The following is a 19,910-nucleotide window of genomic DNA, read 5'->3' as shown; positions in this document are numbered from 1 at the left end:
TATTCTGGTTACCAGACAGGCATCTCATCCTGAAGGAACGGATTATGGAGCCGTTCGTAGCCCAGCGTCGACATCGGACCGTGTCCAGGGATAAACGTAACGTCATCACCCAGCGGCAATAACTTTTGTTTAATCGACTGAATCAGCTGCCCGTGATCGCCGCGCGGAAAATCGCTGCGTCCTACGCCACCTTTGAAGATCACATCGCCGGAAATCAGCAGACGGGACTGGTCATCAAAGAAGACGATATGGCCTGGCGTATGCCCAGGACAATGCAACACCTGTAAAGTCACATTCCCTACGTTAACGCGCTCTCCTTCGTTCAGCCAGCGATCGGGCGTCAGGGGCTGACACTCATCAAGGCCAAACATGCGGCTTTGGGCGGGTAACCCCTGCAGCCAGAACTCATCTTCTTTTTCCGGACCGACGATCGGCACACCGTAGTGTTTAGCGAGTTCAGCCGCTGCACCCACATGGTCGAGGTGACCGTGCGTCAGTAAAATCTGCATGAGCGTCACGCCGCTGTCGGCGACTTCCTGCTTGATTTTCTCAGCGTCACCGCCGGGATCGACAAGCGCGGCCAGTTTAGTCTGTTCGCACCAGATCAATGAACAATTCTGGGAGAACGCGGTAACCGGAATAATACGATAGTTCATACTGCTCCTGTGTTTCGTTATTACCAGTGCCGAACCGGACCGGTATCAATATGCACAAAGTTGCTGCTGGGGTAATATCCTACACCACCTGCGCGCATAGATAACGCGGCTTTGCGAATATTGGCTAACGAAACGCCTTCAATATGGAAATCCATTGCCTGTCCCTTCGTGTGATAGCTTTTTTTGGCTACCCCGCGACTGTGGGCGCGCAGTTCATTATTGGTATCAATCGAGCGATAGCCAGATATGAGCTGAACCGGCTTGCTGGTGCCCAGCAGGCCCTGAAGGCGGAAAAGCTGATCAAACAGTCCTGGATCGATGGCTTTTATTTTATTCGCGCGGAAATCACGGAAAAAATGGTTAAGTCTTGCTAATTCATCCTGAATATAGCCTCTGCCATCGAAAAACTCCGCTTTTAGCGACTCACCGGTATGTAGGTTGTTGAGCGTTAAAACTCGCGGTCGAGGTGTCGAGAGGGTGGCAAATGCTGGCGTCGGCAGGATGGCCGCTGCGCCAAGCGCAACACCACCTAACGCCAGCAGTTTGCGGCGATTAGCGTCAAATTTGTCCATGATAATCAGGTCTACAGGTAAAAGAAATCGTAATATGCTTAGCGCACGAAGGGCACCTTAACTGGCAAAACCAGGTACGTCAAGGCGCCCAACCCCAGTGAATACACGGCTTACAGCGATATTGCCCCCTATTCACCCTAATTTACGACAATCATTTTTCCCGAACTGCTTCATTTACCTGATTAATTGTTCCGCTTTTGGCAATATTTGTGCGCCGGATCGCGCGGTGAGATCATAATTGTAAATATCTGTACGATACTGGGTACGCCCGTCCTCACCCACAAATGCCGTCAGATAGTAAAGATTGACCGGAATATTGTGGCGAATATTCACGTAACGCGTATCCCCCTGCTTCAGGGCATCCGAGATACGCGTGTCGTTCCAGCCCGCATCCTGCAACAGCATATTGGCCAGCTCCGAGGCTTTGTTCACGCGCACGCAGCCAGAACTCAGCGCGCGCGTATCTTTCTGGAACAGGTTGTGGTTCGGCGTATCGTGCAGATAAATAGCTTCTGAACTCGGCATGTTGAATTTGTAGCGCCCTAAAGAGTTATGCGCTCCGGGAGCCTGCTGGAAGCGGAACGGCAGATTCGACGCTGTGATCGTCGACCAGTCGACCATATAAGGATCGATGGCCTCTTTACTGTTCCATCCACGCATCACCGTGTAGCCATGACGTTCCAGATAACCCGGATCGTTCCAGACTTTCGGCAGAATGTCTTTACGCGCCAGCGTCGGCGGCACGTTCCACGGCGGGTTAACCACCACGTTATTCAGCGCGCTGCTCATCATCGGTGTTTTACGATCCGGACGCCCGACAATCACGCGCGACGCCAGCACTTCGCTGCCGTTCTGGTAATAGACCAGGGAATACGCCGGGATGTTAACCATAATTCCGGTAGAGAGCGTTCCCGGCAGCAAACGCAAACGCTGGATATTGAGCGCCAGCACCCCTGCCCGCTGCGCAGGCGATACGTTCAGCCAGTCGCGCGTCGTCTTGCCAATGACGCCATCGGCCCCCAGCCCCTGAGCGGTCTGAAACTGTTTAACGGCCGCAACCAGCTCGCGATCGTAAGCCGCGGGTTTGTTGCTCAGGGCAACGGCTTTCTTCTCTTTAACTGGCGCTGACGGGCTGACGGCGACGTTTTGTGGATCGTCACCCGGGAGAACAATCTTTGGCCCGCCGTCAAGAAGACCGGAACGCGTCAGGATCTCGCGCAGGGCGGGCACATCGCTGCTCCACTGCCCCGGACGCAGCGTCGCGGTGCCGCGCATCTGCGGCCATGGACGCGTGTCCCCCACCAGCGTGAGGAGCGACTGGTGCAGGGTGGCATAGTGTGGATGCGCCGGTGCCAGGCTGGCAATAAAACGCGGCAGTTCACCATTGTCCAGCGCGAGCTGCCACTGGTTAATCACCGACAGCGCCGGCGTCGCCAGCTTGTACGGCTTATCGCTGTACAGCCAGCGGTTGCCGTAGACCGGGATTCCCGCCACGAACTGCAGGTAGCCCATCATGGCATCGGAAAGCACCACGTCCCGCGCCTGCCCGGTGACGGCAGGATCGGTTAACAGCTCAACCCACTTTGTAAACTGCGGCTGAAACCCTGCAATCGCAACCTCTGCCAGCTGCTGCTGGAAGGCACGCACGGCATCGCGATTTTCCCACATCGGTTTCATATCGCGGGCAGCATAGAGGAGCGTGAGCTGGTTGATATAGACAGGCGTGTAGCCTGACGGCAGCTCCGACTGCAGCTGCTGACTGAGCGATTCCGCGTCGATGCCTTCCGGCAGCGGTTTAATACCGGCCATGATCGCCGTTGCCGGAGACTGTTCCAGCGGCTGGGACAACGACGTTGGCTGCGCGCCTGTCGTTGCCGAGCTGTCAGTCGGCACAATTTCAGGCTCGTCGGCCTGGGCGGTTAACAGCGGAGCAAACATCACTGCCAGGCATAAACTCAGCGCAGACAGCTGACGACCACATTCTTTCTTTAGCAACATCCCTTGCCCCCTGTTTTCACGACATGCCCATCACGCTGGGGCTTTCTTTCATTATAGGTAGACGGCTAAGCTGTTGCCTTACCTTATGTAAAGAAGTTTAAAGATAACGCAGCCCCAAGCACAAGTTAAGTTTAAAAAAAAAGCGGCGCCAGTGCGCCGCTTCGGGTCAGAAGACGCTTCAGGAAGCGTCCGCCGTGGTTTCCGTCAACGACTCCGGCGGCTGCGGCGCAAAGCCACGCAGCCCCACAACGTGAACGTGTTCGCTGTTCTGGAACACCTTACGCACCAGTTTGTAGGTGGTGCCCTTCTCGGGGCTGATGTTCTCCGGCGCCGCGATAATGAGCTGCATATCGAGACGTTCGCAAAGCTCGAACAGCGTGGCAATCGAGCGGGCATCAAGTCGCGCCGCCTCATCCAGGAACAGCAGTCGGCATGGCGAGATATCTTTGCCGCGCAGGCGGCGCGCTTCATCTTCCCAGCTCTGTACGACCATCACCAGAATTGACATGCCGGTACCGATCGCTTCACCGGTAGAGAGCGCCCCGGATTCCGCACGCAGCCAGCCGTCTGAGCCACGGTTTACCTCAACTTCCATTTCCAGGTAGTTACGGTAGTCCAGCAGCTCTTCACCGATGGTTTGTGGCGTACGCTGGCCCATATCAATCTGCGGGTTCAGGCGCTGATACAGCTTCGCCAGCGCTTCGGAGAAGGTCAGACGGTTGCTGTTGAACAGATCCTGATGCTGCTCGTGCTGCTCTGAGAGCACTTCCAGCAGCGTCGCGTGGGCCTCACGCACGTTGACGTTGAGGCGCACGCTGTTCACTTGGCCAAACGACACGCTCTGCAGACCCTGGTTCAGCTGGCGGATACGGTTCTGCTCGCGCTGAATGGTTTTACGAATAATGTTCGCCACGCTGCGGGAGCTGATCGCCAGCTTCTGCTCGCGGGAGGTCAGTTCTTCCGTCAGACGGCCCAGCTCGATTTCCATCTGTTCGATGGCTTCGACCGGATCGTCGGTACGGATGATGTCCTGACGAATACGCTCGCGCAGGTGCTGGTAAACCGCCACGAAGAACTGGATTTTACGTTCCGGACGTTTCGGATCCTCCGACATGCGCAGCACGTCGCGCAGGTGTTCGTTATCCGCCACCGCCAGACGCAGCGCACCCAGCGCCTTATCCGACATGGAGCGCAGCTCATCGGCAGAGAGATACGCCAGCTCGCGGCGGTGCAGACGACGCTCAACGTTATTGTCTTTCACCATGCGCATCACCGCGCACCAGCCCGCCTTGGCGGTCACGACCTGCTCGCGCATTTCGTGATAGTCGCGTTCCAGCTTGCGCAGACGACGGGTCAGGTTATCCATTTCGGCTTCGCAGAAGGTCAGCGCTTTTTCCAGCTGATTACGACGCGCGCGGTTATTGCTGAGCTGCGAATGCAGCTCGTCACGACGAATACGCGCGCGCTCTTCTGCCCCGCTGTCGGCACGAACGCCGATGTCCTGAAGCTCTTTCTGCAGATCGTTTAACAGCTCTTTCTTGGTGTCGAAGGAGCTTTTCAGCGAGGCTAGCACCTGGTTGTACTGGTTCAGCTGAGCGGAATGGCTGCGCATTGCTTCGCGGGCGCGAGTACGTTCCGCCTCCGCCTGCTCAAGGCGCTGACGCAGTTTTTCGTTCAGATCGCTGTTACCGCTCAGCATTTCAGCCGAATCGGAGTAGCCAAAGTGGGCCCGACGCTGCACCACTTCCGTCAGGGCAAACGCCTGCTGACGCGCTTCGCGCTGCACCTGCTGCGACCAGGCATAATCTTCTTTTAACTGCTCGAACTGTTCCGGGTCGCTCTGCAGGACAGACACGACGGGCTCCAGCTTCGCCAGCTGATTGCCATGCTGCTGAACGAAACGCGCGGCTTCCTGCGCTTCATCCAGACGCTCCTGGATCTCATCCACACGGTCAGCCAGCGTGTCATCCGCCAGCAGATTCAGGCGCGGCAGAATGCGGTTAAGGGCAGCGACGCCCTCTTTCGCCTGTTCAAACTGAACGCGACTCTGCTGGTTATCACTTTCATGGCTTGCAATCGCACGTTCCAGCTCGCCACGGCGGGTATTGAGCTTGCGGATTTCGGCTTCCGGATCCGCGTCAAACGCTACGGCGAGATGGCTGCCGATAAAGCGGCTGAACGACTGGTGCAAACGCTGGGTTTTCTGCACGTCAAACGACAGGGTCGCAAAACGTTCAGACAGCGTTTCACGCTCGGCGTGCAGGCTCTCAATGCGGCTTTCGCGCGCGGCGCGGCCAAACAGCGGCAGCTCCGGGAAGCGGGAATAACGCCACTGGCGGTCGGCAATTTTCACCACCACCGCTTTTTCCAGCTCGTCGACGCTGAATACGCTATCATCGAACGACTGCGGATCCCCTTCGATCAAGTAGAGATCTTCCGGGCAATCTTCCAGGCCGGCAAGCTGCTCAGAAATCAGCGACAGATCCGGGACCACAATCGCGTTGCGGGATGGACCGTACAGCGCGGAGAAGTACGGGGCATCATCGAGGCCAACGTCGTCATAAATCTCGGACAGCAGCACGCCGCCAAAACGCTCCGCTAGCGCATTCAGGCGTGGATCTTCTGACCCGCCCGGCTGGCTTAAGCGCTCAATTTCTTCATCGACGTCGCGCTTGCGGGCGCCCACTTCATCACGCTCAACGATGGCTTCACGTTCGCGCTCCAGCAGCTGCTGCAGGTATTCGGTCACTTCCTGACTGGATTCGAACTGCTCGCCGCACTGCTCGCTGAGCTGGTTCAGGCTGCTTTGAGCCGCCAGCCAGACCGGCGCACGCTCAAGGAACGTCTTCGAACGGGACTGAATCTGCTCCAGCTCCTGACGCAGGGTCATACGCTGTTCACTGGCGTTTGATACGGTATCGGACAGGGCCGCAATACGCGCTTCCAGCTCCTGATGCAGGGCCTCAAGCTCGTCGAAATCGTAATTTTTTCCCTGACGCTTGCAGAATTCCGCCAGCAGACGCTCGGCTTCCTGCTGCTCACGCAGGCGCTGCTCCAGCTCGTTCAGACGCATACGCAGCGGCTGAACCTGCTCGGCCAGATGGCGCTGGTTCACACCGTCGCGCAGCAGTTCACGGGCAACGTCCCAGGCTTCGTTACGCGCCAGCGGGCCGTTAATCGCGACTACCAGCTGATAAGCCTGCTCAAACTGGCTGTGCGCCGTTTGCGCGACGCTCATTTTCTGTTCAAGGGAGAGCAGTTTCTCGGTGGCTTCCTGCTCTTTGGCCTGGAAGGTATCCAGCCACTCGTCGGCGCTGTCCGGCGTAAGGTCAGGCAGATGGCACAGCTCTTTTGCACGCTGTAATGCCTGCAGTGCCTGGGTGTACTGAATCGCTCGCGTCTGCTGCACGTCCAGCGCCTGCTGGTAATCGGCAAGCTGGCTTTTCAGCTCATCCACTTCCAGCTCGGCCGCTTCGGCGCGGGCTTCGTTCTCTTCCTGCATGTCGGCGGCTTCGGCCACCACTTCATTTTGCTCTTCGAGACGAATCTGAAGCTCATCGAGGTCCGCTTCATAGCGCTCGATTTTTTCCTGCTGACGCAGCGCGGTCTGCACCAGGTTCAGGTGATCGCTGGCAGCCTGATAATCGGCTTCCAGGTCGCCTTCAGCACCGTTGTGCTCGCCCAGCTCGCGCGCCATTTCAACGTGCTTGTACTGCTCCGCTACCAGCTGTTTACGGGAGGTAAACAGCTCGCGACGGTATTCTAATGCCTGATCGAGATGCACGCGGCGCTCGTTGGCGTGGCGCATGTAGTCCGCCGCCACGTAGTTGGTGGCTTCGCTGATCAGGTGTTTAAACAGGTCGCGGTCAGACTGGGTAACGCGAATCGCTTCCAGCGTCATGCGGTTTTCGCGCAGCGCCGCTTCCATATCCTGGAAGGCCTTACGCACGCCGCTGTTTTCCGGCAGCAGGTAGTCGCGCAGGGAGCGGGTAATCGCGCTGGAGATACCGCCGTACAGAGACGCTTCGATCAGGCGGTAGTATTTGCTACGGTCTGATGCGGTGCGCAGACGACGCGCCACCACGCCCAGATCGAACATCAGCGAGTGGTAGTCGGTAATCGAGTTGAACTGCTTGAACTGTACGCCTTCGATGGTTTCAAGCTTGTCTTTCAGCTCCTGCAGCGTCAGCACGCGCGCCTGGCGTTCGTTCAGGGTTTCCGTCAGCAGCGCCGTCGGCTGCACGGAGGTCGGCAGACCCTGGATCGCAAACGGCTTGATATCCACTTTACGGTCGCGACCGGCGACCTGCTGCAGGCGCACGCCCACTACCACACGCTGATGACGGGAGTTAATGACGTCCAGAACCGAATAACAGACGCCGGCCTTCAGCTTACCGTGCAGACCTTTATCACGTGAGCCGCTTGTGGCTCCCGCTTCGGTGGTGTTACGGAAGTGAAGCAGCGTCAGATCGGGGATCAGCGCCGTAACAAAGGCCGCCATGGTGGTGGATTTACCCGCACCGTTACCGCCGGAGAGCGTCGTGACCAGCTCATCCAGATCGAATGTTCGGGCAAAGAAGCCGTTCCAGTTAATCAGCGTCAGTGAGCGAAATTTACCGCGTTCAATCATTACTCTTCCTCCCCGCTATCCGGCAGATTCTCTTCATGCTCGTCATTGAGCTGCAAATGGTTTTCCACCGGCATCGCTTCACCGTCGCGGATCATGCGGAGCTGCGCTTCACGCGCGTCATCGCCCGCGCGCACGTCGGCGCCGAAGCGGAAGACAGATTCCGTAATGCGGAATTTGCTGCTGTCGTGGCCCATAAACCAGACCATCCCCAGACGGCGCAGACGGTTCAGGGAAGAGCGAACTTTTTCCTGTAATTTCTGACGGTCAAGATCCGACCCCGTGGAGCGGTTGTTCACCAGCTTCAGCAGCTTGCTTTCATCTGCCAGCGTCAACAGCTCGTCGTAAAGTTCCTGCTGGGTGAAGATCCCTTCATTCGCCAGACGTTCCGGGCTGAGGTAGAGGTAGCAAAGAATTTTGCCGACCATCATATCCAGCTCGGAGAGCACGGAACGCGGGATCAGCGTCGTGGAGCGCGGACGCAGGTAGAAAAACCCTTCCGGCGCGCGGATAAGTTCCACGTTATAGCGTGCGTAAAACTCTTCCAGGTACTCCTGGAAGTCCATCAAAAAGGCGTGATTATCCAGCTCGTCTAATCCAATGTGACGACCGGCACGCAGCTGGCTGTCCAGCGCCGGAAATAACGGATTCGCCAGCGCCTGTGCCAGCTTAACTGGCATCACTTGTTCAATATTTGTCAATGACATGCGCCTGTACCTTGGCTCCGTAATCGTTGATTGGCTGCCACTTCGGCGGCAGGCCGGTGAAATCTGCTTGCGCGACGCCCAGGCGCACCGCCTGGTCTACCACAATGCGGGCAATGTCGAAGTGGCGCGCGCGTGGATATTGCGCCAGATAGTCGCGCACCACGAGCCCAAGATCCAGCGGCACTTGTCTGGTTTTGTAGACAGCGAGCTGTTCTTCAATCATCGCCGCAAGCTGCTCGCGAATTTCGTTAAATTCTTCGTATTCCAGATCCGGCGGCAGTTCACCGGTCACCTCTTCATCGCGCAGCGCCATCTCTTCGTCGCGCATATCCAGCAGACGATCGGCATTGGCGTAGGTCAGCGCCCACGGCGCATCGAAATAGGTCTGCACCGACTGACGCAGACGCTGAGCAAAGACGCGGTTTTTATCCATATCAATCGCGGTACGGATAAATTTATGCACGTGTCGGTCATAGCCGATCCACAGGTCGATCGACTGCTGGCCCCAGCTGATAATGCGATCGAGTTTGCTCTGCAGATCGAACACCAGGCGGTCGACAAAATGCAGATCGTCGTGTGCCAGCGTCGCATCCTGGATACGCAGCAGGTTAGCCTGCAGCTTGTCTCCTGCGGCTTCCAGCGTATCCTGGAGCTCACGCAGCGTGCCGGAGGTTTCTGACAGCAGAAGTTCACAGCTGGAGATGGCCGCTCGCCAGTCTTTATTCAGCAGCTGGGCGATATCATCTTTCACCTGCTGCTGCTGTTCGTCCATCAGGCGCTGGGTGAGATCGATACTGTCGAAAATCTCGGCCACCGAATATTTCAGCGGCGCGTAGACGTTACGGTGCCAGTGGAATTCGTCACCGTTTTCATCCGCCGCGTCGGCGGCGCGCTTAAGCTCACCCGCCACGATCGAGAGCTGCATGGAAAGACGCAGCGTAGAAAATTCACGCTGGCGAATATAGTAATCGGTGATGCCGATGCCCAGCGGCGTCAGGCGATAGATGGCGTTTCCTTCCGCCTGCTCGCTGGTAAAGCGGTTCAGCAGACGTTGACGCACCATATCGTTGATTGCGTTGTTGGCACGCACGCTAATGGTTTCGCTGGTTTGCTCAAACGCATCACTGACATGGCGGAACGCATCCACCAGTTCACCCTCGCTCATTTCACCGTCCAGCCGTTCGCCGTTCAGCGTGGCAACCGCCAGCAGGAAAGAGAGTCTGTCTACCGGCAGCGAGATGGAGAAATCGTTTTTCCTGGCCCAGGCAACCAGTTCGGGGACTGTCTGGGAAAATTCACTCATAGGTTATCCTTGCATCTGCGGCTTGTGCGCGGTGACGTGAATATAGCGGCCAAGGCTGATAAAAGGCTCCTGACGGCAATACCGCGTTTCTAATTCTGTTAAGGTGTCAAAACAGTCACGCTGTTTGTGTTTTTCACGCAGATAATCATGAAACACCCTGACGCCCGTCTTCCCGACGATCTGCCAGCCAATCGCTTCCAGCCAGCCATAAACCTGCTGTGGATCGCGCGGATAGTCCGGGGAAAGCGTGCGCTTTTTCTTTTTGGGCATCCCGACCTGCACATAGTCGAAGTTTCCTGCAACCATGTTGTGCATCAGGAAGCCGTTAGCATTGTAGAACATCAGCGACAGCGTGCCGCCCGGGCGCAACATAGACCACAGGGTTTGTAACACGCTTTGCGGATCGGCAACCCACTCCAGCACCGCATGAAACAATATCAGATCAACCTGGGTTTCCAAATGCTGTGCGATGTCCTGAGCGGCGCATTGTATAAAATGCATGTTGTCGCTCACACCTTTCTCTTCTGCAGCACGCGTCGCGCGGGCGACCATTTCAGCAGAAAGATCGCAAAGCGTGACGTGATGACCGCGCTCGGCCATTTTTATCGCTGTCTGCCCTTCACCGCCACCGGCGTCCAGCACGCGCAACGTTTGCCCACCAAAGGTGGCCAGAATGGTGTCCAGATCCTGCCAGAGGATCGTCTGACGGAGCTGCCCTTTCGTGGTGCCATAAATGTTGCGCGAAAACTTTTCCGCGATGTCATCAAAATTGCGATCCCGCATTGGGAGAGTTCCACTCGCTAACTGCAAAACCGCTATTTTGTCACACCCGCGCGGAGAATGAACCTCTCTGGTGTAATATCACGGGTAATCACCTGCTATATGGTCAAAAAAGGAACCAAAAAGGATGCTTTTTACCCTTAAGAAATACATTGGAGGGATGATGCTTCCCCTTCCGCTGCTGCTCATCACCATCGCGCTGGGGCTGGCGCTGGTGTGGTTCAGTCGCTTTCAGAAGAGTGGCAAAACGCTTATCACGCTCGGCTGGTTTGTCCTGCTGCTGTTGAGCCTGCAGCCGGTCGCGGATGGTCTGTTACGCCCCATCGAAAACACGTACCCAACATGGCAGGGAAATCAGAAAGTGGCGTACATCGTGGTACTGGGCGGCGGGTATACCTGGGATCCTGACTGGGCCCCCAGTTCAAACCTGATCAACAACAGCCTGCCACGGCTAAACGAAGGCATTCGCCTCTGGCTGGCGAACCCGGGTTCAAAAATGATCTTCACCGGCGCGGCGGCCAAAACGAACCCGGTGAGTACGGCTGAAGCGGGCGCCAGGGTCGCAGAATCACTCGGCGTGCCGCGTTCCTCGATTATCACCCTGGACAGCCCAAAAGATACCGAAGAAGAGGCTGCCGCAGTGAAGCAGGCAATTGGCGATGTCCCGTTCTTACTGGTGACCTCCGCCTCACACCTGCCACGCGCGATGATTTTCTTCCAGAAGCAAGGCCTGCACCCGCTTCCCGCACCGGCAAACCAGATGGCCATCGACGCGCCGCTCAACCCGTGGGAACGGGCGATCCCATCCCCGGCCTGGCTGATGCATAGCGATCGCGTCGGTTATGAGACGCTCGGACGCCTCTGGCAGTGGCTGAAAGGATCGTCAGGCGAGCCAGGGCAAGAGTGATTTTGTTGCCAGATCGAAATTTGCGCGATTAAAACGTCCGGTGTTGACCAGCTGCGCGACTTCGTCCCAGAGCAGGTAAAGCCAGCGCCGCCAGAGAAACGCTTCTGCAACGGGCGCGCGTTGAAGGTAGTGCCACAGTAAACCTTCCGCCGCCCCGCTGTCGCTGAGCCTGAACAGCTCGTATTCGCGCGGAGCCCAGAGCATGATCCCCGGCCCGAGCATCGCCAGAAGCTGATCGCTGCGGGAGTCCTTGAGCATGCTGCGCAGGGTGAAATTACCGTGGATCAGCACGCAGTTGTCATTAAAACCGTCGAATAGCGCCGGTAAGCACTCGCGGGTGCGAAACAGAATACGTTTGTCCTGCATGGTTAAACCGGTATTGTTGAACTGGTTAAGCGTTCCCCACAGCACTTCCACCCGCTGGCGATACCACAGCGGCCACAGGTTTTCCTGAGTGCTGTCGACCGGACCGACAAGCCCGCGGCTATCCTGACGGTGCCAGGCCAGCAGCGCCTCGACAATCTGGTCTTTTAACTGCTCCCAGCGTTCCGGCGTGCGCGCGGGCGCTTCAACGGGCACGCCGCGTAAACGCTCAATCAGCAGCACGTCCGGGCCGGGGTGTTCCTCGTGCGTCATCACGCCGTACACCGTCGGCATACGGACGGTTCCCTCCCGCGCCAGCATCGACATTTTCCATGCCAGCTGCCTGGCAACGCCCGGCGAGGTGAAACTTCTGGCCATCAGCGGCATTGGGTTGCCCTGACTGTCATACAACGACCAAAGCGCGGTATCGGCCTTTTCACTCACGCATTCGATCCGACTTAATTTCTCACCCAGCAGATGGCTAAGTTCGGCACGCAGCTGTTCCATATGAGATTACCCCTATTAAGACTACTGCTTTTATAATGAGCGTCCTGAAGGGAGATGTCACCCGGAAGAGAACAATTAGGAAAAAGAAAGGGGAATTAGCGAGGGAGAGAACATCCCTCCGACAGGAGGGATGCAGGCGGGATTAGCGCAACTCGGCGCGAACGCGCTCAAGATCTTCCGGCGTATCAACGCCCGTTCCAGGCACTTCGCTGGCAACGGCAACGTGAATTTTTTCGCCGTACCAGAGCACGCGAAGCTGCTCCAGCATTTCGATATGCTCCAGCGGACTCGGCGCCCAGGTAACATATCGACGAATAAAACCGGCGCGATAGCCGTAGATCCCGATATGACGCAGGAAAGTATCACCGATCGTCTCTTTAGAGAGCGCAAAGCGATCGCGATCCCACGGGATCGTGGCGCGTGAGAAATAGAGCGCATAGCCTTCGGCATCCATGACCACCTTCACCGCATTGGGATTGAATGCCTCTTCAGCGTGGTGAATGGGCACCGCGAGCGTCGCCATACCGACCTGACGCTGAGCCAGGTTTTCTGCCACCTGACGGATAATCACCGCCGGGATCATCGGCTCGTCACCCTGCACGTTCACGATGACCGTATCATCACCGAAGCCACATTTTTCAACCACTTCCGCCAGACGCTCGGTGCCGGACTGGTGATCGGCGCGGGTCATGCATACCTCACCGCCTGCCGCCTCAACCGCACGGGCGACGTCAGGATGATCGGTAGCAACAATCACGCGATCGGCACCGGATTCACGCGCACGCTCAAGGACATGCACAATCATCGGCTTGCCGTTGATATCCACCAGCGGTTTACCCGGCAGACGCGTTGAGGCATAACGCGCAGGAATAATGACAACAAAACTCATGGTTTGCTCTCTTCTGCCACCAGGGAACGAGCTTCATTTTCCAGCAGTACCGGAATGCCGTCACGCAGCGGGAAAGCCAGGCTGTCCAGCTTGCAAATCAGCTCCTGTTTGTCCTGGCTGTAGTAGAGTTTGCCGTTGCATACCGGGCAGGCAATAATTTCAAGTAAACGGTGATCCATAGTTCCTCCGTATGGGTAATCGCTAAAGCTTAACACATTCCCTTTTCAGGGAGTGCCTGTTTCCCAGCCACTTCGACAGGATGTAAACAGTCCGTCGGGCACCCGGCCCAGCGTCACGTCGCAGGCACCCTGCCAGCGCGCGAATTCGCTAATGGCGAACGTTAACCCTTTTTCCAGGCTCGCCGTCACCCTGACACCCTCTTCCAGATAAAGCGCAATAATTTCAAGCGTGCCTGTCTTGCGGTGCATTTTGGCGTCCATACGCCCGACCAGTTGCCCCTTATGCAGCAGCGGGAGAACAAAGTAACCATACTGGCGCTTTGGCGCTGGGGTATAACATTCCAGCCGGTAGCTAAAATCGAACAGCTGCTCGGCGCGTTTTCTGTCCCAGACGACCGGGTCGAAAGGCGACAACACCGCACTGTGGGTTGCCTGAAGTTTCCCCTCCTGGGCCAGAGGCAGTAGCGGGAGGAGATCCGCATGCAGCCACATTTCGCCCAGCGTTTCCACCGTGACGGGGATGACGCGCTGTTCGCGTTGCCAGATATCCAGCAGCGGTTTCAGCGCGGGCTGACGAAGGCGATAATAATCAGCCAGCCATTGCGGGCGGAAAATTCCCAGGCTGCGGGCGCTGTTTTCGAGCATGATAGCCTCGGCCGCCTCCTGGGTAAGCAGGTCACGCTCGTCGTCCCAGTGCGGCATCACGCGATGCGTCAGGTCGTAGACGCGCTGAAAATTACGCCGCTCAATCACCATGACTTTGCCAGAGGTAAACAGCCCTTCGAGATGACGTTTATGCGGCTTCCACTCCCACCAGCCGCTGGTGCCTTTGCGCGGGTGTTCAAAATCGGCGGAGCGTACGGGACCGTTTTCCTGAATATGCGCGATAAGCTGCTCAATTTCGGCAGCATGTTCCAGCATCCACGCCTGACGGTATTTCCAGCCCATCTTTTGAGGGGCAAGCATACGGTGGCGAACCAGGGCAAAATCGCTGCGGGGCAGGAAGCAGGCTTCGTGCGCCCAGTACTCCATCAACTCCCCCTTGCTGAGTGCCTCATCCAGCCACTGCGAAGGATAATTTCCCAGTCGGCTAAACAGCACCAGGTAAGGGCTACGGGCCACAATGTTAATGGTGTCAATTTGAAGCAGCGACATGCGCTGGACGGTAGAGAGAATATCGGCAGGCTGCGCGCGGCGGCGGGGCTTTTTAAGCAGTCCCTGCGCGGCAAGATGTAAATGACGTGCGGCTGAAAGCGAGAGTTGCGGTAAAGACATGCGTTATCCTGTCAGTCAAAGCGCCACCAGAACCGCGTAAGCGTTTATTTCACCAACGCAATCAGTTCCTGGAGCAAGTGTTCCGGCTGCTCGCCGCTGAGTTCAGCGTCAACCGGCAGATACCACCAGTTATCTTTCGCAAAGGCACGGCATTTCACCGCATCTTTTTCGGTCATGATTAGCGACTGCCCGGGTACGGTCAGGGCGTCTACCTGCCCTTCCACCAGCGCCTGATGGTCGGCCAGTGGAACGCGTTTTTCCAGCCGGGCACCACAGTGTTCCAGCGTCGCGAAGAAGCGCGGCGGATGGCCAATCCCCGCCATCGCCACCGGTGAAGGCAGCTCAGCAACCGACCGGCGTTCACCCGTCACCAGGTTGACCGCCAGGCCCGGCTGCAGGTACATCGGGATTTCACCCGCTTTTGCCTCACCGCCGTTCACAATCACCGCATCAACGGACTTAAGACGCGAAGCGCGTTCGCGCATGGGCCCGGCCGGCAGCCACCAGCCGTTACCGAAGCGACGAATCCCGTCGATGACCACAATCTCTTTATCACGCGCCAGGGCGTAATGCTGCAGGCCATCGTCAGTGATAATGATTTGTACCGCATGTTCGGCAAGCAGTGCCTGAACGGCGTCGCTGCGCACCGGGGAGACCGCAACCGGCGCGCCGGTACGCTGGAAAATCAATACCGGCTCATCACCCGCTTCGGCAGTCGTGGTTTCCGCCGTCAGCAGCAGCGGATAACGCGCCGCTTTACCACCATATCCGCGCGATACCACCCCGGGGCGGATACCGCGTTTTTGCAATTGCTCCACCAGCCAGATCACTACCGGCGTTTTACCGTTGCCGCCCGCCGTAAGATTACCGACCACCACAACCGGAACCGGCGCGCGCCAGGCGCGCTTCAGCCCCAGACGGTAAAGCAGACGGATAATGCCGCTCACCAGGCCGTATAGCCAGGAGAGCGGCAAAAGCAGGAGCCACAGCGGAGATTCACCGGACCAGATGCGTGCAATCATTCGCCAAACTGCATCTTATGAAGCTGGGCGTAAACGCCGCGGTGTTCCAGCAAATCAGCATGGCTTCCGCGTTCAACAATGATACCGTCCTCAACCACGACGATTTCGTCAGCCTGCTCGATAGTCGACAGACGGTGCGCAATCACCAGCGAGGTACGGTTCTTTTGCAGCTCATCCAGGGCAGACTGAATAGCGCGTTCAGATTCCGTATCCAGCGCGGAGGTCGCTTCGTCCAGGATCAGAATCGGGCTATCGCGCAGCAGCGCACGCGCAATGGCGATACGCTGACGCTGACCGCCGGAGAGCAGTACACCGTTCTCACCGATTATCGTATCCAGACCGTTATCCATCTTGTTGATAAAGTCCATTGCGTAGGCCATACGCGCGGCATTCTCAATCTGCTCACGGCTGTATTCATCCGTGCGCGCATAAGCAATGTTGTTTGCCACAGTATCGTTGAACAGGTGCACGTTCTGGGAAACCAGCGCCACCTGGTTACGCAGCGACTGCAGGGTATATTCCCGCAGGTCATGACCGTCCAGGAGGATCTCACCTTCGTTAATATCGTAGAAACGGGTGATCAGGCTGGCAATCGTCGATTTACCCGAGCCGGAACGGCCCACCAGCGCCACGGTTTTACCCGCCGGAATGGACAGGTTGATATTACGCAGCGCCGGCGTTTCACGTCCAGGATAGGCGAAAGTGACATTGCGGAATTCAACATCGCCACGGGCGCGCTCAATCTCGCGAGTACCTTCATCTTTTTCCTGTTCGGAATCCAGAATGCTGAACAGCGTCTGACAGGCGGCCATCCCGCGCTGGAACTGGGCGTTCACGTTCGTCAGGGATTTCAGCGGACGCATCAGGGCGATCATTGAGGAGAAGACCACGGTGATAGTACCCGCCGTCAGCGTCTCCATCACGCTAGGGAAACTTGCCGCATAGAGGACGAATGCCAGCGCCAGTGACGCAATCAGCTGAATAATCGGGTCAGAGATGGAAGAGGCCGAGACCATTTTCATCCCCTGCAGACGCATTTTATTGCTGACTTTATCAAAGCGTTTGGTTTCGACGTCCTGACCGCCAAAAATCAGAACTTCTTTATGCCCTTTCAGCATCTGTTCCGCGCTGGTCGTCACCTGCCCCATCGTGTTCTGCATATTCTTACTGATATTGCGGAAGCGCTTTGAGACGACGCGGATAGCAATAGAAACTATCGGTGCCAGAACGATAAGGATGATCGACAGCTGCCAGCTGTAATAGAACATCATCGCGAACAGGCCGATGATTGACGCACCCTCACGCACAACGGTGATCAGCGCGCTTGAGGACGAGGAGGCAACCTGCTCTGAGTCGTAAGTAATACGGGACAGCAGCGTCCCGGTAGACTGCTTGTCAAAGAACGAGACCGGCATGCCCATCATGTGGCTGAACAGGCGACGGCGCATGGTCATCACCACTTTCCCTGATACCCAGGAAATACAGTAGCTGGAGATATAGCTGGTGATGCCGCGTAAGATCATCAGTCCGATAACCACCAGAGGCATCCATAGCAACACTGAGCGATCCGTTTTACCAAAACCGTCGTCCAGTAACGGTTTGAGAAGCGATAGCATAAAAGTATCGCTGGCTGCGTTGAGGATTAACGCTACTCCCGCCACGATCAGGCCTGTTTTAAAGGGCGCAATCATCGGCCAGAGTCGGCGGAAGGTTTGCCACGTGGAGAGATCTTTGTCGTTATGCATTCAAAAAACCAGCATTCGTTGAAATAGCCGCATATTCTACCCGTTATCGACGGGCTCGCCAAACCACTGATGATACCAAACGGGTAAAAATTGCTCTCGCAAGCGCCGGATTTGCCAGTGATGTTGCGAGAATGTCACCGATATTTGTCCAGAATGAGGGGTATCGTGCCAGATGTACCCCTCTTTTCGATAACGTCGGACAACTTTTGCCGACGGGAATCGCCATGCGTTATAGCGGGCCGTTGAATCCAGGGCGATCTGACCTTCCACCCGCTGCACCAGCGGCAATGAAGAAGAAGTATTGCTGCCATGATGGGGCACCTGTATAAGCGTAGACGTCAGATAACGCCAGTAATGGCTAAGCATAGCCTGTTCCGTTTGTGCTTCAATGTCCCCTGTTAGCAGAACGCTCTGCTCACCGTCGTCCACCTTGACCACGCAGGAATGGTTATTTCCCTGCGCCGGGTAATTTTCGGGGGGCCAGTGGACGGTGAAGGAGAGTCCCTGCCATTTCCATCTCTGCCCGCGAAAACAGGGGCGATGTCCCGCCTGGCGCAATGGGCTTCTTACCCACGCGTCAGGCCACGCTTTTTGCAACGATGCGAGTCCTCCCGCATGGTCGAGGTGCTCATGACTGAGAATAACGCCTTCAGGCCGCAGGTGATGCCAGCGAAGCCACGGGATAATCAACCGCTGCGCGCTATCCCCGCCCGGCCAGGCGAGCCCGGTATCATAGAGAATGGCTTTTCCCTGCCGTTCAATGACCATCGCCAGCCCCTGCCCCACATCCAGCATATGCAGCGTCCAGCTCTCGCTTTTTTCCGTTCGCCAGAGAGGAAATGTCAGTAAGACACTTCCTGCAAGACAAACGGCAGGAAGGGTTTTCCAGGCACGAAAGCGCCAGCCGATGATGATAAGCCAGGGCAGTAGCGTCATGTACTGCCAGCGTTGATCGACACTCTGCCAGCCGTCAGGCAGGCGCATGAGGAGCCAGAACAGCCCCGCAAGTGATTTATCGGCTGCGAACCAGACGACGCTTTCAGGTGCCGCCAGCGGCAGCAGATGAAGCAGCATACCGAGCAGGATCAGCGGCACGGAGACAAACGTCACCAGGGGAACGGCAAAGAGATTCGCGACCAGAGAAGAAATGCTGAAGCCATGGAAAATCAGGACCTGTAGCGGCATCAGCAGCATCAACATACCCACCTGCAGATAGATCAGGTTCAGCAGCGGCCGTAGACGTCGTGCCCTGCGCCAGCCAGGAAGAGGTAGCCACTGAAACCAGAAAATCAGCGCGGCGACGGCAAATGCAGACAAGAGCAGACTCTGCGAGAGTATGGCTAAGGGATCGCTTATCAGGATTGCCGCGATACAGCAAACCCACACCTGCCAGGGAGACCATTGTCGGGCAGCGATCCGCAACATTGCAAGCACAGCAAGCGCGATGACCGTTCGTAGCGCAGGCGGTTGAAGACCGGTAAGCCAGGCGTAGAAAGCGGCAAAGCATAACCCGGCCAGAAGAGGCATTTGCCAGTGGATCCGGTGGCTGGGTAATAAAAACTGGAGCCCACGTGCGAGTAACCAGGCGAGGGATGCCGCCAGCGCGATATGCAGTCCCGAAATCGCCATCAGATGCAGCGTCCCGGTTTCACGCATCAGGTCTTGTATTTCCCGAGGCACATCCAGACGTTCACCCATTCCCAGTCCGAGGATAACTGCCCCCCATCGGTAAGCAGAAAGGCGGTTTTGCAGTGACATGAGATATTGCGCTCGCAGGCTGCAGCGTCCATCAACGAGTTCCGCACGGGTGAAACGCCCGCTCAGCGTTTGATGGCGGGCAAAAGCGCTGCGCTGAGAATCATAACCGCCGTCGTTCAGCTCGCCGTGCGCAGGCCTGAGCCTGAGCGTCATGGTCCAGCGCTGACCGGCACACGCTTTCTGTGGCAGATAATTGCCATACAGCGTTATGCCGGTAGAGGCCCACCAGCGCTTGCCATCAACGCTAAGAATGTTTCCCTGATGCTGCGTTGCGCCATCTGTGGCGGCGATCGCTACCTCAGCCTGCACGGCCCCCGTGGTTAAATGCTGCATCGGCCAGACGCTCTCCTTCGCAGCCAGAATACCCCACACGCAACATAACAGCGTGATACCCGCATACTTCAGTCGTACGTTTCGCCGTGCGGCCAGCACGATCCCGCCAACAATCATTATCCACACGGTATGACGTGATGGCAGTTGAGGTAACCAGAGTAACGGGGCTATTGCCAGAATGACGCAGATGCTAAGCGCGGGAATTCCCATTGCTACCTCCCTGTTTCAGAGGGGCAGTATCTAATCAGGCAGAGCGAATTGTCAGATGGGAAAAGTACGTTTTACAGCG

The 19,910-nt window shown here is 57.0% G+C and carries 15 protein-coding genes; 1 reads left to right on the top strand and 14 read right to left on the bottom strand.

Annotated features, from left to right (window positions below):
* Positions 1-8: 8 nt before the first annotated feature.
* The 7 genes from HB664_RS10615 to cmoM all read right to left on the bottom strand — a co-directional run bounded on the left by HB664_RS10615 (position 9) and on the right by cmoM (position 10,646).
* Positions 9-656 carry an MBL fold metallo-hydrolase gene (locus tag HB664_RS10615; RefSeq protein WP_033145105.1) on the bottom strand — a complete coding sequence of 216 codons (648 nt, stop codon included), beginning with the start codon at positions 654-656 and terminating at the stop codon, positions 9-11.
* Between the two features lie 20 nt (positions 657-676).
* Positions 677-1,228, bottom strand: coding sequence for a YcbK family protein (locus HB664_RS10610; RefSeq protein ID WP_032639289.1), 552 nt, complete (start codon positions 1,226-1,228; stop codon positions 677-679).
* 174 nt (positions 1,229-1,402) lie between these two features.
* Entirely contained in the window at positions 1,403-3,226 is a 1,824-nt protein-coding gene (gene ldtD / locus HB664_RS10605) for a L,D-transpeptidase (protein WP_219940773.1), read from the bottom strand.
* 178 nt (positions 3,227-3,404) lie between these two features.
* On the bottom strand, positions 3,405-7,856 hold the full coding sequence (gene mukB / locus HB664_RS10600) for a chromosome partition protein MukB (RefSeq protein ID WP_219940772.1): 4,452 nt from the start codon (positions 7,854-7,856) through the stop codon (positions 3,405-3,407).
* Entirely contained in the window at positions 7,856-8,560 is a 705-nt protein-coding gene (gene mukE, locus HB664_RS10595) for a chromosome partition protein MukE (protein ID WP_008499954.1), read from the bottom strand. The genes mukB and mukE overlap by 1 nt, the downstream gene beginning before the upstream one ends.
* Positions 8,541-9,863: a chromosome partition protein MukF gene (mukF, locus tag HB664_RS10590; RefSeq protein ID WP_033145101.1), complete on the bottom strand. Its 1,323-nt coding sequence runs from the start codon at positions 9,861-9,863 to the stop codon at positions 8,541-8,543. The genes mukE and mukF overlap by 20 nt, the downstream gene beginning before the upstream one ends.
* 3 nt (positions 9,864-9,866) lie before the next feature.
* Positions 9,867-10,646, bottom strand: coding sequence for a tRNA uridine 5-oxyacetic acid(34) methyltransferase CmoM (gene cmoM / locus HB664_RS10585; protein ID WP_023311004.1), 780 nt, complete (start codon positions 10,644-10,646; stop codon positions 9,867-9,869).
* Positions 10,647-10,770: 124 nt separating this feature from the next.
* Between cmoM and elyC the strand changes: the two genes are divergently transcribed.
* Positions 10,771-11,550, top strand: a complete 780-nt coding sequence (gene elyC / locus HB664_RS10580; protein WP_047061500.1) for an envelope biogenesis factor ElyC — start codon at positions 10,771-10,773, stop codon at positions 11,548-11,550.
* Here elyC and HB664_RS10575 read toward each other — a convergent pair.
* From HB664_RS10575 to HB664_RS10545, 7 genes are all read right to left on the bottom strand, one after another.
* Positions 11,527-12,420, bottom strand: coding sequence for a YcbJ family phosphotransferase (locus HB664_RS10575; RefSeq protein ID WP_063144414.1), 894 nt, complete (start codon positions 12,418-12,420; stop codon positions 11,527-11,529). The two genes, elyC and HB664_RS10575, sit on opposite strands and share 24 nt — an antisense overlap.
* Before the next feature lie 142 nt (positions 12,421-12,562).
* Entirely contained in the window at positions 12,563-13,309 is a 747-nt protein-coding gene (gene kdsB, locus HB664_RS10570) for a 3-deoxy-manno-octulosonate cytidylyltransferase (RefSeq protein WP_219940771.1), read from the bottom strand.
* Positions 13,306-13,488: a protein YcaR gene (gene ycaR, locus HB664_RS10565; protein WP_006174474.1), complete on the bottom strand. Its 183-nt coding sequence runs from the start codon at positions 13,486-13,488 to the stop codon at positions 13,306-13,308. Before ycaR ends, kdsB begins: the two co-directional genes overlap by 4 nt.
* Before the next feature lie 45 nt (positions 13,489-13,533).
* Complete coding sequence (locus tag HB664_RS10560; RefSeq protein WP_219940770.1) at positions 13,534-14,763, bottom strand: winged helix-turn-helix domain-containing protein; 1,230 nt, start codon at positions 14,761-14,763, stop codon at positions 13,534-13,536.
* A 44-nt stretch (positions 14,764-14,807) separates the two neighbouring features.
* Positions 14,808-15,785, bottom strand: coding sequence for a tetraacyldisaccharide 4'-kinase (gene lpxK / locus HB664_RS10555; RefSeq protein WP_219940769.1), 978 nt, complete (start codon positions 15,783-15,785; stop codon positions 14,808-14,810).
* Entirely contained in the window at positions 15,782-17,530 is a 1,749-nt protein-coding gene (gene msbA, locus HB664_RS10550; RefSeq protein ID WP_033145094.1) for a lipid A ABC transporter ATP-binding protein/permease MsbA, read from the bottom strand. Before msbA ends, lpxK begins: the two co-directional genes overlap by 4 nt.
* A 36-nt stretch (positions 17,531-17,566) precedes the next feature.
* A complete protein-coding gene (locus HB664_RS10545) occupies positions 17,567-19,831 on the bottom strand; it encodes a ComEC family protein (RefSeq protein ID WP_219940768.1) in 2,265 nt (754 codons plus the stop codon).
* Positions 19,832-19,910 lie beyond the last annotated feature (79 nt).

Source organism: Enterobacter sp. DNB-S2 (assembly GCF_019443845.1).
Lineage (GTDB): Bacteria > Pseudomonadota > Gammaproteobacteria > Enterobacterales > Enterobacteriaceae > Enterobacter > Enterobacter asburiae_B.
Note: the sequence above shows the minus strand (reverse complement) of the source record. Positions and strands in the feature narration are given on the sequence as shown.